Here is a 17,697-nt window from a genome sequence, read left to right as displayed (position 1 = left end):
ACGCGGGGGTTCAGCGCCTTTGCAGCCACGACCCCGGATCGACCGGCTGTCCATTGCGGCGCAGTTCGAAATACAACGCCGGCACGCCCTGTCCACCGGAGTTGCCGACCTTGGCCACCGCCTCGCCACGCTTCACCGATGCACCGGCGTCGCGCAGCAGGGTGTCGTTGTGGGCGTACAGGCTCATGTAGCCGTTGCCGTGGTCGATGATCAGGATCATCCCGTAGCCGGTCATCCAGTCGGAGAACACCACGGTGCCATCCGCCACCGCGGTGATCGTGCTGCCGGCGGGTGCGCCGATCAGCACGCCGTTACTGGTGCGCCCGTCGGGCAGCCGGCCGCCGTAGCGGGCGAGCAGGTTGCCCGACACCGGCCAGCCCAAGCCGCCAACCTTCGGCGCCGGTGCGTTGGCGACCACCTTCGGCGGCGTCTTGGTGCCCCGGCTGCCGCCGGCCTTGGCCTGCGCGGCGGCTTCGGCGGCGGCGCGACGGGCGGCCTCCTTGCGCTCGGCCTCGGCTTTGGCGGCGGCGGCGCGCAGGTTCCTGAGCAGGTCTTCCAGCGCCTTGGTGTCCTGGCCCAACGCCTTCTCGCGCTCGGCGCGATCCTGGTACTGGTCGTCGAGGTCGGCGACCATCGCCGCGCGCTTGCGGCGCTCATCGCCCAGGCTGCGCGACTGCACCTGCTGCTGCTGGCGCGCCTGGTCCAGCGCGAGGCGGCGTTCCTCGATCTGCTTTTCCACTTCGTCCAGGCTGGCCAGGTCGCGGCTCAGGCCCTGGATCTGCTGCGCGCGCTCGCGCTGCACGTAACGGTGGTAGGCCAACAGGCGGTTGGCGTCGGCGACGCTGTCCTGCGAAAGCATCAACTTGAGCGGCGCGTTGTCGCCGATCCGGTAGGCCGCCTGCAACAGCACCGCCAGCGTGGCGCGCTGCCGCGCCAGGTTCTGCTGCAGCGCGGCGCGGCGCGCCTGCAGTTCGGCCAGCGCCTGCTGCTGTTCGCGCAGCGCCGTTTCGGTCTGGCTCAGGTTGCGGGCACTGCGGGCGACCTTCTCGTCGGCCTCACGCAGCTGCCGCGAGGCTTCGCCGCGTTGGCCTTCCAGCTTGCGGCGTTCCTGGCCGATGCTGCGCAGCTCCTGGCGCATCTGCTGCAGTTTCCGCTCGGTTTCGCGCTGGCTCTGCGCCAGCACCGGCCACGCGGCGCAGGCCACGCACAGGCCCATGGCCAGCAGCCATCCCCAGCGTGGCAGGGGATGCGGACGGGGCGACGGGTGCGACGGCACGTTGGCCAAGCAGGAAGGTCCAGTGACTTCAGACAGATGCGCGATTGTAGCCAAGCGTGGTCCTATCGCGACGAACCTGGCGCGCCCAGACACCGGAGGTACGCATGAAGCTCCATCCATTGCCCGCCCTGCTCACCCTGTCCCTGGTCCTGGCCAGTGGTGCGGCCTGGGCCCAGGAAGACATCAGCAAGGTCAACGGCCGCATCACCGCCGAGGCCGGGCGCCAGTACGGCAGCCTGGAAACCGTCAACGGCGGCATTTCCATCGAGGACAACGCCACCACCGGTGACGCGGAGACCGTCAACGGCGGCATCACCGTCGGCAACGGCGCGCGCACGGGCGGCCTGTCCACGGTCAACGGGCAGGTCAGCCTGGGCCAGAAGGTCGTGGTCAGCGGCGGCATCGAAACCGTCAATGGCAGCGTGTTCGTCGATCGCGGCGGCCAGGTCAGCGGCGGCGTGGAGACGGTCAACGGCAGCATCGGCCTGGTCGGCGCCAGCCTCGGCAAGGGCATCGAGACGGTCAACGGCGACATCACCGTGGGCGTGGGCTCGCACGTGGTCGGCGGCATCGAGGTCAAGAAGCCGAACTTCAACCTCTCGCTCAAGCCCTCGCGCAAGCCGCGGGTGATCATCGGCCCGAATGCCGTGGTCGAGGGCGCGCTGGACTTCGAGCGCGAGGTGAACCTGTACGTGCACCGCAGCGCCAAGATCGGCACCGTGACCGGCGCCACCGCGCAGATCTTCGACACCGACGTCGCCCCCGCCGACCGCTGAGGCATTCGTGCCCGGCCGCCGACCCCGGCGGCCGGCTTTGCGCACTAGAATCGGGCTCCTGCTTCCACCGAGGGTGCCTTGATGTCCCGCAAGATCCTGTTGTGCCTGGCCGCGGCCGCCGCGCTGGCGGCCTGCAAACGCGCGCCGGAACCGGCCGCGCCCGCCGAGGCGCCCGCCGCCGAAACCCCTGCCGCCGCCGCGCCTTCGACACCGGCCAGCGACCACGTCTTCGCCACCGGCATCAATGCCCCGGACTTCGGCGAGCTCGTCAAGCAGCTTTCCTCCGACGCCTTCGAAGGCCGTGGCCCCGGCACCGCCGGCGAGCAGAAGACGGTCGAATACATCCGCGACCAGATGCAGCGCATCGGCCTGCAGCCGGGCAACGGCGACAGCTGGTTCCAGGACGTGCCGATGGTGGAAACCACCGCCGACGAAAGCACCGTGCCGCGCCTGATGGCCGGCGGCCAGAGCCGCGACCTGAAGTTCGGCACCGACATCGTCGTCGGCACCCGCACCGGCCAGCCGGAAGTGAAGATCGACGGCAGCGAGCTGGTGTTCGTCGGCTATGGCGTGGATGCGCCCGAGCAGAAGTGGAACGACTACGCCGGCCAGGACTGGAAGGGCAAGACGGTCGTGATGTTCGTCAACGACCCGGGCTTCCATACGAACGACGGCAAGCTGTTCGAAGGCAAGCGCATGACGTACTACGGGCGCTGGACCTACAAGTTCGAGGAAGCCGCGCGCAAGGGCGCCGCCGCCGCGCTGATCGTGCATGACGACGCCGGCGCCAGCTACGGCTGGGACGTGGTGCGCAACTCCTGGGCCGGCCCGCAGTACGACCTGCCGGCCAAGGACGATCCGGATCCGCGCCTGCCGGTGCAGGGCTGGATCTCGGCGGCCACCGCCAAGCAGCTGTTCGCCGATGCCGGACTCGACCTGGCGCAGGCCTACAAGGACGCCAGCAAGCGCGGCTTCAAGCCGGTGCCGTTGAAGGCGACCTGGTCGGTGGACCTGAAGAGCAAGATCGAGGAGAAGCAGTCGCGCAACGTCGTCGGCGTGCTGCCGGGCAGCACCCGGCCGGACGAGGCGGTGCTGTACATGGCGCACTGGGACCACCTCGGCAAGCACGAGGGCGAGCAGGGCGACAACATCTACAACGGCGCGGTGGACAACGCGACCGGCGTGGCCGGCATCCTGGAGATCGCCGACGCCTTCACCCACCAGAACCCCGCGCCGGCGCGCTCGGTGGTGTTCGTGGCGGTGACGCTGGAGGAATCGGGCCTGCTGGGTTCCAAGTACTACGTCGCCCATCCGACCTTCCCGCTGGACAAGATCGCCGGCGTGATCAACATCGATGCCATGTCGGTGGCCGGCCGCGCCAAGGACATGACCGTGGTCGGCTACGGCAGCTCGGAGCTGGAGGACATCCTCAAGCCGATCGCCGCGATGCAGGGCCGCGTGCTGCATGCCGAAGCCACCCCGCAGAACGGCTCGTACTTCCGTTCGGATCACTTCAACTTCGCCAAGGCCGGCGTGCCGGCGCTCTACACCGATGGCGGCGAAGACCTGCGCGAAGGCGGCCTGGAAGCCGGGCGCAAGGCGGCCGAGGACTACGGCAAGAACCGCTACCACGGCCCGAAGGACGAGTACGACCCGGCGACGTGGAAGCTGGACGGCACGGTGGAAGACCTCGAAGCGGTGTACGGCGTCGGCAAGGAACTGGCGGCCGGCGACAAGTGGCCGAACTGGTACGAAGGCAATGCCTTCAAGGCCGCGCGTGACCGCATGATGCAGGGTGCGGCCAAGCCCGAGCCAGCCAAGCCCGAGGCAGCCAAGCCGTGAGGTAACGGCTGCGTCGCGTTGGAAAAAGGAAAGGCCTCCCGCATGGGAGGCCTTTCTTGTTCCAGCACGTACGCGCGGCGGTCAGTCGTTCTCGGCCGCCACGACCTTGCCATCCCGCGGGTCGACCTGGACCTTGGTGTCCTTGCCGGCATTGTTCTCGGCATGCGCCTGCCACAGGCCGTCCTTGAACTCGACGTCGCGCACCTTCGAGTAACCCGACGCCGACAGCGCCGCGCGCAATTCGTCCTCGCTCATCGGCGAGGACATCTCGTCCGGATACACGCGGCCCGTCGCCGGGTCGATCTTCAGGTCCACATGCTTGCCGTCGCCGCTCTTGGCGTCGGCCTGCCACACGCCGTCCTTGAACTCGACGTCATGCACGTCGCGATACCCCTGCGCGGTCAGCATCGCGTTGATCTCGGTGGAGGTCAGCGCCTGCTGCGGCGCCCCCTTGGCCGGCGGCTGCTTGGCGCCCGCGCCGGCGGCGGCCAACGCCAGGGCCACGGCCATCGCGGTGCGGGTGATCGGCGTAACGCTCATGGCTTTCTCCCTTGATGAGGAGGGGCCATCCTCGCCAGCGCGGGATCGCCGCGAGGTGAAATGCTGCGGCGCGTCGTCGCGATGGTTCAGGCTGTGCTCGGCCCTGATTCAGCCGGTCTCACGGGCGTCCCACGACCAGCGGCGGCAGCACCACGGTGACGAACACGATCGCGGCGAACATCAGCAATCCTGCCAGCACGAAATGCCACAGCGGCCGACGCGGCACCAGCGGGCGCTTCGGCGCGAGGTAGACGCGCAGTGCATCTCGCCGTCGCGCGAGGCGTTGCTGCTCGGCGGGTGCGAGCGTGGCATCGCGCAGTTGCGTATCGAGGTGGGCCAGTTCGTGGCGCAGGTCGCGCCGCGGCGTGCGCTGGCGGATCTGCTGTTCCAGCGCCACCAGTTGCGAGGTCAGCGGCGTCAGTTCGGCGATGACCACGCCCCCAGACGATCCGCTGGCCGCCATCTCCGCCACGCGCGCATCGATGCGCGCACGCAGCGCGACCTGCCGTGCTTTCAGCTCCGCCAACGATGGACCGAACATGCTGCTGCCCCCTGCCTGGCGCGGTGCCAGGTGCACCGCGCTCGCCTGCTCCCCTCGGGAAGCCTAAAGCATCCAGATCTCGACACGCTCGTTGCGCTCGCGCGCCTTCGCATCACCCTCGCCCACCAGCGGGCGGATGGCGCCCAGCCCGCGCGCGCGCTGCACCACGATCCCGTGCTGGGCGAGGTAGCCGGCGATGATGTCGGCGCGGTCGTTGCTGGCGATGGTCGGATAGAGCTTGTTGGCCGGGTCGGCATTGGCGAAGCCGACCACCGCCAGCGTGCGGCCGCGGTTCTGCGGCTGCTGCATGAAGGTGATCAGGCGGTCGAGATCCTGCGCCGAGCCGCCTTCGAACATGCCGCTCAGCGAACGCAGGTTGAAGCGCACGCTCAGCGGCAGGCGCTTGGCGCCGGCGACGGCTTCGCGATACGGCGGCGGGCCGGCGCTGGGCGCTTCCTCGGTGGGCGCCTTGGGCAGCGTCATCGCCACCAGGCCTTCGCCCGCGACCACGCGCTGGGCGGCAGGGGAAATCAGGTACATCGCCAGGCCACGGCCCAGCGCGGACATCATCTGCCCGCCATACACGCTGTAGCGCTGCACCAGCGGGTAGTCCTCGCTGCGCAGGTTGGTCGGCGTCGGCGCCACGGCGATGCCGCCGTCGGCGATCGCCAGCGCGCGGCCGGCCGGCGTCACCGGCGTGACCAGTTCCACCACGGCCAGCGCCTGCGGATTGTTCGCCGCCGCGCGCGAGGCCTCGGCCAGCGTCGGGAAGCGACGCGTGCAGCCCTTGATCGCCGAACCCTGCATGACGCGGCTGGCGAGGAAATCGTTGAGGCCGCCCGCTGCGGGGCCGCACATCACCTGCACTTCGCCACCGCGGCCGCCCAGCTGCGTCCAGTCGCGCACGTCGCCGGACAGCACCGCGCGCAGCTGGCCGAAGGTCAGCGTCTTCACCGGGTTGGCCTGCGCCACCACGACTTGCGCGCCGTTGAGCGCCAGCACGAACTGCTGGTCGGGCGAGGTCAGCTCGCCGAGCTGCCAGCCGGCCGACTGCTCGGCCGCCGTCGGCGTGCGCGCCAGCATCGCCAGCTCCGCGTCGCCGCGGATCAGCGCCTGCATGCCGGCCGCCGAGCCGCGCTTGCCGATCTCCACGATCAGCGGTTCGCCATCGCGCACCGCCTGCACTTCGGTGACGGCGCCGCTGACTTCCGTGCGGCGGATCTGGCCGTAGCCCATGGACTTCAGCCAGGACTCCACCAGCGCCGGCATCAATCGGTCGCCGAGGGTATTGGAACCGTGCACGCGAAGCCGTTCGGCCTCCTGCGCATGCAAAGAGGACGAAAAGCACAGGCACGCAGCCAGTGCGAAGCAAGAAAGCGCACGCAACATGGATCCCCCGGGGTACGTCAGAGCGCCGGGAGTGTTGCGGTTGCCGATGACAGGCCGGTGACGGCGGCCCGGCCCGCTTCAGCGTGCAGCCACCTGCGCGCGTCGCGCCGCCGCCTCGGCCCAGCGACGCGCAACCCCGGGCGCGGTGGTGCACACGGCGAGGTCGCTGACGGTGGTTACCGCGCGTTCGAGCAGCTGGATGTCGGCCTCGTGCTGGCGGGCGACGTGCGGATCCTCGAAGAAGATCGCGCGCTGGCAGCGACCCTCCAGCACGCGATCGGCGATCTGCGCATCGCCGCCCATCGGGCCGCTTTCATAGCGATGCACCCAGGGCTGGTCGGAAGGCCAACCCTGGCTCCAGGCCAGCTCGTTGAGCCGCTGGCCGGTGGTGCCTGTACCGACGCGGTGGGCGAAGCGCGACAGCAGCGCGAAGTGCTCGGACGCGAAGGCCAGCATCTGCGGCTTCATCGCATCGTGCGCGATCAGCGCCAGGGTGTGCTGCTCGAAGTCGTGCAGGTCGTCGGCGCCCGGGTCTGGCGCCAGCCCGGCGTGGATGCGCTCCAGCTCGACCCAGTCACGCGCCGACGCCACCGTGGACAGGAACGGCTTGCCGTGGATCACGCACTGGCGCTTGAGCGCGATGGCCTCGGGAAAGATCGAGGACGGATCCACCGGGTCGATCAGGTAGATCGCCCCATCGAGCGTGCGCGCCCCGCCTTCCATGCCGACCACTTCGGCGACGAGCTTCATCAGCCCGCCTTCGCGGCCATACGGATAACGCTTCAGGCCGGCGTGGCCGGCGAGCAGGCCGGCGCGTTCGATCGCATCGAACGTGCGGCCTACCGCATGCAGGCCCAGGTCGAGTTCGCGGATGCCGCGTTCGCTCGTCCGCAGCCAGCGGAACAGCGCCGCATCGTCACCCTCGTGGTGCAGCCGGTTGGCCGCCAGTCCCAGCCGCATGCCTGTGTCCTTGCAGGAAAGTCCCCGGGCGCAGTCTAAGCCGCCCGGGAGGCGATGGCACGAGGCGGCGCTCTACTTCACCGCCGCCGCGGCGTGCTTCACCAGCACCGGCATCTGCGGCTTCTCGCTGCCGTCCTTGCCGGGCTGCACGTTGAAGGGATAGGTCGGCTGCCACCAGCTGCCCGCGGCCCAATAGGTCCAGCCCAGCCATACATCGGCGTTCTCTTCCATGTAGGCGAGCATGCCGTCCAACGCCTGCAGGCAGGTATCGCTGGTGCCGCCGGCAAACTCGCCGAGGAAGCCGCGCTTGCCCTGTTGCCGCAGCCACGCGGTGAAACCGCGCAGCTTGTCGGCGCCGACCGTGGCGCTGACGCAATCGCCGCTGGTGCCGCTGAAGTCCTTGTCCAGGTACTGGTGCACTTCGACCGCCAGGTTGTTGGCCGGATCGTTGATCGACACCAGCGCCGTCGCGTTCGGCGTGCCGTAGCTCGTGCTGGCCCAGCTGTGCGCGCCGGTATAGGCGGTGCCGGGCACGAGGATGAGGTTGCGCGCACCGGTTGCGCGGATGGCATCGATGGACGACTGCGCAATCGAAGTCCACGCGGCCGCATCGATGGCATTGGGCTCGTTCATCAGCCCGAAGATCACCGCGTCATCGTCCTTGAACGCGGTGGCGAGCCGCTTCCAGAGATCGGCCAGCAGTGCACCGGGCGTCCCTTCGGTGCCGAGGCGCACGCCCTGGTACTTGGCATAGTTGTGCACATCGAGGATGACGTGCAGGTTCTGCGCCTTGGCTTGTGCGACGGCCTTCTGGATCAACTGCAGCTGCGCCGCGTCCAGCTCGCCATTGGCCTGCGGCTGCAGCCGCTCCCACAGGAACGGCAGGCGCACGATGTTCATGCCCTTGCCGGCGAAGTAGGCGTAATCGCTGGCCGCCGGATACGTGTAGTCCTTGAACAGCGTGCCGGGCCGCTTGGAAGAATTGAACTCCGCACCGGCGAGATTGACGCCGGCATAGCGCAACACGCGCTGCTGCGCGGCACCGGGCAGCGAGGATGACAACAGGGCAATGCCGAGCAGCCACGGCAGGCAACGGGAGAACGGGGACATGGCAGGGGCTCCGGGGTGGGGGGACGCCGGGGCGCGGTGTCCATTCCGCGCTACGAAGGCCAACTTAAAGCCCCAGGTGTTAGCACTGCATGGACGTCGAAGAACAAACCCGCGGAGTTGTGCACAGGGTCGCACTTCGTCCCGACGCAATGGCCTTTGAGCCGTTCGCAGGAAACCGTCGGGACTTCGGGGCGGGCAGGTAATCCATGCGAGCCGACAACGCACAGCCAACCACCGCAGCCCTGTACTACGCTACGCAACAATCAAGGAAAGCGCCCAGACACAGAACCATGACCCACCCTCAAGGCTCCGCACCAAAGCCCGCGCAACCGGCCGTCATCTGGCACAACCCGCGCTGCGGCACCTCCCGCAACGTACTCGCGCTGCTGCGCCACGCGGGCATCGAGCCGCAGGTCGTGGAATACCTGCGTGACCCGCCGGATCGCGCGTTGCTGCGCGAAACCATCGCCGCCGCCGGCCTGACCGTGCGCGACGCGATGCGGACGAAGGAAGCCGCCTACCGCGAACGCGGCCTGGAGGATCCCGCACTGGACGACGAAGCGCTGCTGGACGCGATGCTGGCCGAGCCGGTGCTGATCAACCGGCCGTTCGTGCGCACGCCGCTGGGCACGCGCCTGTGCCGTCCCTCGGAAGTCACGCTGGAGATCCTGCCGCCGCTGGCGACACCGTTCTTCAAGGAGGATGGCGAGCGGATCGGCTAGGCCGACCCGCGACGCCTCACGCCGCCGCGATCTGCCGCGGCGCCGCTTCCACGCCGAGCCACTGCACGATGCTGGCCGCCGCGTCGCGGCCTTCGGCTACCGCGGTCACCACCAGGTCCGCGCCACGCACCGCATCGCCACCGGCGAACACCTTCGTGTTCGCGGTCTGGTACGGCAGGCGTGCGCCGCCGACGAGGATGCGCCCGTTGTCGCTGGACTGCACGCCCTGGCTCGACAGCCACTCCGGCAGCTCCGGCGAGAAGCCGAACGCGATGATCACCACGTCGGCCTCGAGCAGCGACTCGCTGCCTTCCACCGGTACCGCGTTGCGACGGCCCCGCGCATCCGGCTCGCCGAGCATGGTCTCCACCACGGTCACGCCGATCACCTCGTCATCGGCGCCCGCTTCGATCGACAGCGGCTGGCGGTTGAACAGGAAGCGCACGCCTTCCTCGCGCGCGTTGGCCACTTCGCGCGCCGAGCCGGGCATGTTGGCCTCGTCGCGGCGATACGCGCACGTCACCTTGGCCGCGCCCAGGCGCACCGCGCTGCGCACGCAGTCCATGCCGGTGTCGCCACCACCGAGCACCACCACGCGCTTGCCGGACAGATCGGGCAGCGCCAGCGTGTCTTCCCAGCCCGCGATCGGCCGGCCCCACGGATCGTTGCCGCCGACGATGCGGCTGTTCTGCACCAGGAACGGCAGCGCCGGCAGCACGCCCTTCAGGTCCTGGCCCGGCAGGCCGCCGTCGGTATAGCGGTACGCACCGGTACCGAGGAACACCGCATCGAACTCGCCAAGCAGCTGCGCGGCCTCGACGTCGCGGCCGATCTCCACGCCCAGGCGGAATTCCACGCCCATGCCTTCGAGCACCTCGCGGCGCTTGGCGATCACCGCCTTGTCCAGCTTGAAGCTGGGGATGCCGAACTGCAGCAGCCCGCCGATCTGCTCGTAACGGTCGAACACCACCGCGTGCACGCCGGCGCGCGCCAGGCGGTCGGCACACGCCAGGCCGGCCGGGCCGGCGCCGACGATGGCCACGCGCTTGCCGGTGGGCTGCACGTCATGCAGGTCCGGGCGCCAGCCGGCGGCCAGTGCGGTATCGACGATGTACTTCTCCACCGCGCCGATGGTGACCGCGCCGAATTCCTCCAGCGTGCAGCTGCCCTCGCACAGGCGGTCCTGCGGGCACACGCGGCCGCAGACTTCCGGCAGCGGGTTGGTCGAATGGCACAGCGCGGCGGCTTCCTCGATGCGGTTTTCCTGCACCAGCTGCAGCCACTGCGGGATGGCGTTGTGCACCGGGCACTTCCAGCTGCAGTACGGGTTGCCGCAATCCAGGCAACGGCCGGCCTGGTACTGCGCATCGGCCTTGTCGAATTTGCCGTACAGCTCGCCCCAGTCGCCGGACGTGCGCAGTTCCACCGGAATGCGCTGCGGCATGGTGCGGGGCAGGTCGAGGAACTGGAAGACTTGCTTGCGGCTCATGTGGATATCCGTGGCTTGCTTCGGTCCTACGCCCGTGGGCGCAGGTGGGTCATCAGGCTGCGCGGCGCAGCGATTCGGTGAGCGATTCGATGCTGGCGGCCTTGGGTTTGACCAGCCAGAACTTGCCCACGTAATCGCGGAACTCGTCGAGGATCTGCTGCGCCCAGATGCTGCCGGTCAGCTCGCGGTGGCGGCTGATCAGCTTGTGCAGGTGCTGGCGATGGTTCTCGAAGCCTTCGGCCGAGATGCGGTGGATGTCGATCAGCTCGTGGTTGTAGCGGTCCACGAAGTCGCGCTCGATATCCAGCACGTAGGCCAGCCCGCCGGTGAAGCCGGCGCCGAAGTTCAGGCCGACCTTGCCCAGCACCAGCACCACGCCGTCGGTCATGTATTCGCAGCAGTGGTCACCGGCGCCCTCGATGACCGCCAGCGCGCCAGAGTTGCGCACGCCGAAGCGCTCGCCGGCGCGGCCCGCGGCAAACAGCTCGCCGCCGGTGGCGCCATACAGGCAGGTGTTGCCGAGGATCGGCGTGCTGCGGGCCTCGAAGCGCGCGCCACGCGGCGGGCGGATCACCACGCGGCCGCCGGCCATGCCCTTGCCCACGTAGTCGTTGGCCTCGCCTTCCAGCTCCAGGTTCAGGCCACCGGCGTTGAATGCGCCGAAGCTCTGGCCAGCGGTGCCGCGGAAGCGCAGGTTCAACGGCGCGTCTTCCATGCCGTGGTTGCCATGCACGCGGGCGATGGCGCCGGACAGGCGCGCGCCGATCGAGCGGTCGGTGTTGTGGATCAGGAAGCGGTGGTCGCCGCCGGTCTTCTCGGCGATGGCCTTGGCCAGCAGGCCGTCCATCTGCGTGGCCAGTGAATCGGGCGATTCGTACAGGCGCTGCGCCGCGCAGTGGCTGCCCTCGAAGTGGGCCGGCTTGAGCAGGCGCGAGAGATCCACGCGCACGCCTTCGCGCGGCGAAACCTCCAGCTGCTGCAGCAGGTCGGTGCGGCCCACGATCTCGTCCAGCGAACGCACGCCCAGGTAGGACAACCACTGCCGCACTTCCTCGGCGAGCAGGCGGAAGAAATTCTCGACGCGCTCCGGCAGGCCGGTGAAGTAGTTCGCGCGCAGGCGTTCGTCCTGCGTGGCCACGCCGGTGGCGCAGTTGTTGAGGTGGCAGATGCGCAGGTACTTGCAGCCCAGCACGATCATCGGCGCGGTGCCGAAGCCGAAGCTGTCCGCGCCCAGCAGCGCGGCCTTCACCACGTCCAGGCCGGTCTTCAGGCCGCCGTCGGTCTGCAGCAGGGTGCGCGCGCGCAGGTCGTTGCCGACCAGCGCCTGGTGCGATTCGGCCACGCCCAGTTCCCACGGCACGCCGGCGTAGCGGATCGAGCTCACCGGCGAAGCGCCGGTGCCGCCATCGTGGCCGGACACGGTGATGAGGTCGGCGCCGGCCTTCACCACGCCGGCGGCAATCGTGCCCACGCCCGCGTGCGAGACCAGCTTCACCGACACCAGCGCTTCCGGATTGACCTGCTTGAGGTCGTAGATCAGCTGGGCCAGGTCTTCGATCGAATAGATGTCGTGGTGCGGCGGCGGCGAGATCAGGCCGATGCCCGGCTTGGCGTAGCGCAGCCGCGCGATCAGCTCGTTGACCTTGTGGCCGGGCAGCTGGCCGCCTTCGCCGGGCTTGGCGCCCTGCGCGACCTTGATCTGCAGCACCTCGGCATTGACCAGGTATTCCGGCGTCACGCCGAAGCGGCCGGAAGCGACCTGCTTGATCTTCGAGCGCTTCTCGGTGCCGTAGCGCGCCGGGTCTTCGCCGCCTTCGCCGGAGTTGCTGCGCCCGCCGAGGCGGTTCATCGCGATGGCCAGCGCTTCATGCGCTTCGGGCGACAACGCGCCCAGGCTGATCGCGGCGGTATCGAAGCGGCGCAGCACGTCTTCGGCCGGGGCGACTTCGTCCAGCGGAGTCGGCGCGTCGGCGCGCTTGAGCTGCAACAGGTCGCGCAGCGCGGACGGCGGGCGCGAATGCACCGCGTCCATGTAGCGCTGCCAGTCGGCGGCGTCGCCGGTACGGGTGGCGCGCTGGAGGGTCAGCACCACGTCCGGGTTGTACATGTGGTACTCGCCGCCGTGCACATACTTCAGCAGCCCGCCGACTTCCGGCTTGAGCAGGTCGTTCCAGGCGCGCGCGGTGAGGTCGCGCGCCTCGTGGTCGAGCCGGGCCAGGTCGACGCCGCCGATGCGCGAAGCGGTTTCGGGGAAGCACAGTTCCACCACTTCCGGATCCAGGCCGACGATCTCGAACAGCTGCGCGCCGCGGTAGCTGGCGATGGTGCAGATGCCCATCTTGGAGATGATCTTCGACAGGCCCTTGTAGACGCCCTTGCGGTAGCTGCGGCCGATCTGCGACTGCTCGCCACCCTTCTTCAGTTCCAGGATGCCGCGGCGGCCCAGGTCGAACAGCGTCTGGTAGGCCAGGTACGGATACACCGCGGTGGCGCCGAAGCCGAGCAGGCAGGCCATGTGGTGCGGGTCGCGCGCGGTGCCGGTCTCGATGATGAGGTTGACGTCGCAACGCAGGCCCAGCGCGGAGAGATGGTGATGCACCGCGCCGGTGGCCATCAGCGCGTGCACCATCGGCCGGTCGGCGACCGGGTAGCGGTCGCTGAGCAGCAGCATGACCACGCCTTCGCGGGCGGCCTGCTCGGTTTCGCGGCAGATGCGCTCGATGCCGGCCTTCAACCCTTCCTCGACCGAGTACGAGAGGTCGATCAGCCGGTTGCGCTCCACGTACTGCGGCATCTTCAGCAGCTGGCGCAGCTTGCGCTGGCTCAACACCGGTGAATTGAGGATGACGTGGTTCACCGTCTCCGGCCCGGCATGGAAGACGTTGGTCTCCTTGCCGAGCTGGGTGGTCAGCGACATCACGCAGCTTTCGCGCAGCGGGTCGATCGGCGGGTTGGTGACCTGCGCGAACGCCTGGCGGAAATAGTCGTACAGCGGCCGGGTGTGCTGGCTGAGCACGGCCATGGGGGTGTCGTCGCCCATCGAGCCGGTGGCTTCCTGCTCGGTCTCGGCGAGCGGGCGCAGCACCTGCTCCACCTCCTCGGTGCTGAGCTGGAACAGCTTGTGGTAGCTGCGCAGGGTCTGCTCGGAGAACGGCTCCTCGACCAGCGAGGGGTCGATCAGCTCGGTCTGCAGGTAGGTCACGCCCTGGTGCAGCCACTGCTTGTACGGGGCGCGGGCGCGGTTGATGCGGTCGATGGCGTCCGAATCGAGCAGGTCGCCGCGCTTGAGGTCGATGGCCATCATCTCGCCTGGACCGAGCTTGCCCTTGCGGGTGATGCGCTCGGCCGGCAGTTCCCACACGCCGGCTTCGGAGGCGACGAGGAAGTGGCGGTCGGACGTGAGCATCCAGCGGGCGGGGCGCAGGCCGTTGCGGTCGAGCATGGCGGCGGCATAGCGGCCGTCGCAGGCCACGATGCCGGCCGGGCCGTCCCACGGTTCGGTGTTCAGGCCATGGAATTCGTAGAAGGCGGCCAGGTCGGCGTCCTTGAACTCCAGCGATTGCGTGGCCGGCGGCACCAGGATGCGCAGCGCCTGCAACAGGTCCATGCCGCCGGCGATCAGCAGCTCCAGCATGTTGTCCAGGCTCTGCGAGTCAGAGCCCTTCATCGAGATCACCGGGTTGAACTCGGCGATATCGAAGCGCGGGGTCTTCCACACCTTGCTGCGCGCCTGCGCCCAGCGGCGGTTGCCCTCGATGGTGTTGATCTCGCCGTTGTGGGCGAGCATGCGGAACGGGTGCGCCAGCGGCCAGCGCGGCAACGTGTTGGTGGAGAAACGCTGGTGGAAGACGATCGCCGAGGACGACAGGTCGCTGCGCTGCAGGTCCGGGTAGAACGTGGACAGCTTGTCCGGCAGCACCATGCCCTTGTAGCTGATCGCGTTCGGGGTGAGCGTGGTGACGTAGAAGTCGGCCACCTCGCGCAGCGACTGCTCGGCGCGGCGACGCGCCAGGAACAGCGCCAACGCGAAGGCGTCATCGTCCTGGCCGGCGGCGGCGTCGACGAACACCTGTTCGATGCGCGGCAGGGTATCGCGGGCCAGCTGGCCGCAGACGCTGTCGTCGGTGGGCACCAGGCGCCAGCCGCGCGGCAGGGTGCCGGCGCGCTGGAGTTCGGCTTCCAGCGCCTGGCGACAGCGCGCCGCCTCGGCGTCGTCGTGCGGCAGGAACACCACGCCGGCGGCATAGCGCGCGCCGATGGCGATGCCGGCATCGCGCGCCAATGCGCGCAGGAACGGATCGGGTTTGCGGATCAGCAGGCCGCAGCCATCGCCGGTGAGGCCGTCGGCGGCGACGCCGCCGCGGTGGGTCATGCGCGAAAGCGCGGCAATGGCGGTATCGACCAGCGCGCGCGAGGGCTGGTCATCCAGCTGCGCGATCATGCCGAAGCCACACGCGTCGCGTTCGTCGCGCGCGTCGTACAGACCAGGTTGTTCGAGCCCTTGGCGAGTGCGGGGGGCCATGTGTGCCTCGTTGCGATCCGGGAAAGCGGCGACGACCGTCCCCGCTCTGTCCCAGCAGCGCATTCGAGGTCACCGGACGATCGAATAGATCACACTTGTTGCGGTGCCGCAACTCACCGTTACAGATGCAACGAGGAGTCGCGAAAACCCTTGTTTTCCAAGGGTGGCGGCGACGCGCGCAGGCGCCGCCGCAAGCGCTTCGATCAGCCGCAGCGCACGCCGGTGATGACCTGCTTCTCGTCCACTTCCAGGTTGAGCCGGTCGCCGTTGAATTCCATGGTGACCATCTCGCCGGGCTTGAGCACGCGCACCTCTCCGGCCTTGGCGTCTTCCTTTGCCTGGGCGGACAGCGCATCGGTCAAGGGTTGTCCGACCAGCGACTGCAGCTGGCTGGCGTCGCAGGTGCCGATCGGCGGCGCCTCGGGCGCGGTGTCCTGGGCGGGCGTGGCGGCGTTGGCGGCATCGCGCTGGGCCTGTGCGCCTGCCGATTCCTGTTCGTCGGGCTGCGGCGACTGGCAGGCGGCCAGCGACAGCGCGAGCACGGATGCGGCGACGATCATCCGCAGCGAAGCGAGGTGATGCATCGGGAAACCTCCGGGTCTGAATGGGCATCCAAGGATAAGCACAAGGCGGCGTGGCGTGCACGGGTCATCACGGCGCCGCGATCCGGCGTTGACGTGTTCTCGCCCGTGAGGCCACCACCATGACCGGCATGTCCGTTCCCTCTCCCGCGCTTCGCGCCATCGCCCGCCAGGCCGGGCTCGTCCATGTCAGTGATGCGTCCCCCGGCATCCAGCGCCGCCGGGCCGGCCAGGGCTTCGCTTACCGCGACAGCGAGGGTCGCGCGATACGGGACAAGGAGACGCTGCAGCGCATCCGGTCCCTGGCGATCCCCCCGGCCTACACGGAGGTGTGGATCTGCCCGTTGCCCCATGGCCACCTGCAGGCCACCGGCCGCGACGCCCGGCGCCGCAAGCAGTACCGCTACCACCCGGACTGGGCGCAGGTGCGCGGCAATGGCAAGTACGAACACCTGATCGCGTTCGGGCGCGCGCTGCCCGGGTTGCGCCGCCGCCTGCGCGCCGACCTGCGCAGGCCGGGCTTCCCGCGCGAGAAGGTGCTGGCGATCGTGGTGGCGCTGATGGCCGACACGCTGGTGCGGGTCGGCAACGAGGAATACGCGCGGACCAACCGCTCCTACGGCCTGACCACCCTGCGCAACCAGCACGTGGCGTTTGTCAGCGGGGGCCGGGCGCGGCTGAAGTTCCGCGGCAAGAGTGGGCTGGAGCATGACATCGCCATCGACGACCGGCGGCTGGCCAAGCTGGTGCGGGCGATCCGCCAGCTGCCCGGGCAGGCCCTGTTCCAGTACCGCGACGACGACGGGCAGCTGCAGCCGGTGGGCTCGGGCGAGGTCAACGATTACCTTCGCGCGGCGATGGGCGGGGAGTTCACCGCCAAGGATTTCCGCACCTGGGGCGGCACGCTGGCGGCCCTGCAACAGCTGGCGCGGGTGCCGCTACCCGAGCGGCGCAGCGAGCGCGCGCTGGCGCAGTTGCAGAATGAGGTGCTGAAGGCGGTGGCGCGGACGCTGGGCAATACGCCGGCGGTGTGCCGCAAGGCCTATATCGACCCGAGCGTGTTCGCCGCCTGGCGCGAGGACCGGCTGCGGGTGCCGGAGAACGTGCGCGGGCCGCGGCAGTGGGAGCAGTTCGCGCTGCGGTTCCTGCGCCGGGCGCATGGGGGTGCTGGCAAGCGGGGCGCATGAGCCCCCGCTGCCCCCTCCCGCTGCGGGAGAAGCCTCAGCCGCAGTAGATCGCGGTGATGTTGTTGGTCGGCCCGTGTTCGATGGTCAGCTGGTCGCCGCCGCTCTGGCCCGCGCCCTGCGCCGGGTCGGCCTGGCCGCTGCTGGTGGCGCCGCTCTGGACGCGATCACCGCGCACCACGCGCACCTTCAGGCTGTCGCTGTCCACGCGCGCGCGCTCCACCGTCTGGCCCGATGCCGCCAGGCCCACCGCGCCGCGGACCATGTCGGTGTGGCACTGGCCCGAGATCACCCCATCGATGGGCTGCACCGCCATCACCTGGTTGGGCGCACAGGCGGACAGCGCGAGCGCGGCGACGGGCACGAGGGCCAGGATCAGACGGTTCATTGCGGAGCTCCTTGAAGGTCGATGGGCGCAGCGTGAGCGCTGCGGCGTATGCGCCACATGAAGGGGCCGCGTCGATTCGTCACCTTGCCTGAGCCCGCGCGCCTGCATGGTCGGGCATCCACGTTTCCGGGAGCTTTGCCATGCCGACCTGCGACGTTTGCGGCAATACGTACGACAAGACCTTCACCCTGGAGCAGGCGGGTCGCCGGGGCACGTTCGATTCCTTCGAGTGCGCCATCCAGGCTTTCGCGCCGACGTGCGCGCACTGCCAGTGCCGGATCATCGGGCACGGCATCGAAGGGGAAGGAAAAATCTACTGCTGTGCGCACTGCGCTCGCCACGCCGGGCTGAAGGGCGTGGCCGACCGCGCCTGATCC

Annotated in this window: 15 protein-coding genes; 5 read left to right on the top strand and 10 right to left on the bottom strand. The window is 69.3% G+C overall.

The window, feature by feature from the left end; translation table 11 throughout:
• Nucleotides 1–10 precede the first annotated feature (10 nt).
• The gene (locus ARC20_RS16910; RefSeq protein ID WP_057649239.1) at nucleotides 11–1,216 is read right to left on the bottom strand and encodes a murein hydrolase activator EnvC family protein; all 1,206 of its coding nucleotides are present in this window, start codon (nucleotides 1,214–1,216) and stop codon (nucleotides 11–13) included.
• A 164-nt stretch (nucleotides 1,217–1,380) separates the two neighbouring features.
• On the opposite strand from ARC20_RS16910, the gene ARC20_RS16905 reads away from it, so the two are divergent.
• Both ARC20_RS16905 and ARC20_RS16900 read left to right on the top strand, forming a co-directional pair.
• A complete protein-coding gene (locus tag ARC20_RS16905; RefSeq protein ID WP_057649238.1) occupies nucleotides 1,381–2,052 on the top strand; it encodes a DUF4097 family beta strand repeat-containing protein in 672 nt (223 codons plus the stop codon).
• An 81-nt stretch (nucleotides 2,053–2,133) separates the two neighbouring features.
• The gene (locus ARC20_RS16900) at nucleotides 2,134–3,894 is read left to right on the top strand and encodes a M28 family metallopeptidase (RefSeq protein WP_057649236.1); all 1,761 of its coding nucleotides are present in this window, start codon (nucleotides 2,134–2,136) and stop codon (nucleotides 3,892–3,894) included.
• Nucleotides 3,895–3,975: 81 nt separating this feature from the next.
• Here the strand turns inward: ARC20_RS16900 and ARC20_RS16895 are convergent, their stop codons facing one another.
• From ARC20_RS16895 to ARC20_RS16875, 5 genes are all read right to left on the bottom strand, one after another.
• Nucleotides 3,976–4,434, bottom strand: a complete 459-nt coding sequence (locus tag ARC20_RS16895; protein ID WP_057649232.1) for a PepSY domain-containing protein — start codon at nucleotides 4,432–4,434, stop codon at nucleotides 3,976–3,978.
• 118 nt (nucleotides 4,435–4,552) lie between these two features.
• Nucleotides 4,553–4,975, bottom strand: coding sequence for a hypothetical protein (locus ARC20_RS16890; protein ID WP_146165786.1), 423 nt, complete (start codon nucleotides 4,973–4,975; stop codon nucleotides 4,553–4,555).
• A gap of 63 nt (nucleotides 4,976–5,038) precedes the next feature.
• Nucleotides 5,039–6,277: a substrate-binding domain-containing protein gene (locus ARC20_RS16885; RefSeq protein ID WP_237642621.1), complete on the bottom strand. Its 1,239-nt coding sequence runs from the start codon at nucleotides 6,275–6,277 to the stop codon at nucleotides 5,039–5,041.
• 165 nt (nucleotides 6,278–6,442) lie between these two features.
• Nucleotides 6,443–7,324, bottom strand: a complete 882-nt coding sequence (locus ARC20_RS16880; protein ID WP_057649227.1) for a methylglyoxal synthase — start codon at nucleotides 7,322–7,324, stop codon at nucleotides 6,443–6,445.
• A gap of 72 nt (nucleotides 7,325–7,396) precedes the next feature.
• Complete coding sequence (locus ARC20_RS16875; protein ID WP_057649225.1) at nucleotides 7,397–8,434, bottom strand: glycoside hydrolase family 5 protein; 1,038 nt, start codon at nucleotides 8,432–8,434, stop codon at nucleotides 7,397–7,399.
• A 290-nt stretch (nucleotides 8,435–8,724) separates the two neighbouring features.
• On the opposite strand from ARC20_RS16875, the gene arsC reads away from it, so the two are divergent.
• Nucleotides 8,725–9,156, top strand: coding sequence for an arsenate reductase (glutaredoxin) (gene arsC / locus ARC20_RS16870; protein WP_057649223.1), 432 nt, complete (start codon nucleotides 8,725–8,727; stop codon nucleotides 9,154–9,156).
• A 16-nt stretch (nucleotides 9,157–9,172) separates the two neighbouring features.
• Here arsC and ARC20_RS16865 read toward each other — a convergent pair whose 3' ends face one another.
• The 3 genes from ARC20_RS16865 to ARC20_RS16855 form a co-directional block, all read right to left on the bottom strand.
• Nucleotides 9,173–10,645 (bottom strand): FAD-dependent oxidoreductase, encoded by a 1,473-nt coding sequence (locus tag ARC20_RS16865; RefSeq protein ID WP_057649221.1) that lies wholly within the window; start codon nucleotides 10,643–10,645, stop codon nucleotides 9,173–9,175.
• Between the two features lie 52 nt (nucleotides 10,646–10,697).
• On the bottom strand, nucleotides 10,698–15,167 hold the full coding sequence (gene gltB / locus ARC20_RS16860) for a glutamate synthase large subunit (protein WP_057649219.1): 4,470 nt from the start codon (nucleotides 15,165–15,167) through the stop codon (nucleotides 10,698–10,700).
• 203 nt (nucleotides 15,168–15,370) lie between these two features.
• Nucleotides 15,371–15,751, bottom strand: a complete 381-nt coding sequence (locus ARC20_RS16855; RefSeq protein ID WP_057649218.1) for an I78 family peptidase inhibitor — start codon at nucleotides 15,749–15,751, stop codon at nucleotides 15,371–15,373.
• A gap of 119 nt (nucleotides 15,752–15,870) precedes the next feature.
• On the opposite strand from ARC20_RS16855, the gene ARC20_RS16850 reads away from it, so the two are divergent.
• On the top strand, nucleotides 15,871–16,935 hold the full coding sequence (locus tag ARC20_RS16850; RefSeq protein ID WP_057649215.1) for a DNA topoisomerase IB: 1,065 nt from the start codon (nucleotides 15,871–15,873) through the stop codon (nucleotides 16,933–16,935).
• Between the two features lie 34 nt (nucleotides 16,936–16,969).
• On the opposite strand, the gene ARC20_RS16845 is transcribed toward ARC20_RS16850, so the two are convergent.
• A complete protein-coding gene (locus tag ARC20_RS16845; RefSeq protein WP_057649268.1) occupies nucleotides 16,970–17,311 on the bottom strand; it encodes a hypothetical protein in 342 nt (113 codons plus the stop codon).
• Nucleotides 17,312–17,460: 149 nt separating this feature from the next.
• Between ARC20_RS16845 and ARC20_RS16840 the strand changes: the two genes are divergently transcribed.
• Entirely contained in the window at nucleotides 17,461–17,694 is a 234-nt protein-coding gene (locus ARC20_RS16840) for a hypothetical protein (RefSeq protein ID WP_057649213.1), read from the top strand.
• The last annotated feature ends 3 nt before the right edge of the window (nucleotides 17,695–17,697 follow it).

The organism is Stenotrophomonas panacihumi, from assembly GCF_001431645.1.
In the GTDB taxonomy this organism is placed as follows: domain Bacteria; phylum Pseudomonadota; class Gammaproteobacteria; order Xanthomonadales; family Xanthomonadaceae; genus Stenotrophomonas_A; species Stenotrophomonas_A panacihumi.
The sequence above is the reverse complement of the archived record's forward strand: the minus strand, read 5'-3'. Positions and strand labels throughout refer to the sequence as shown.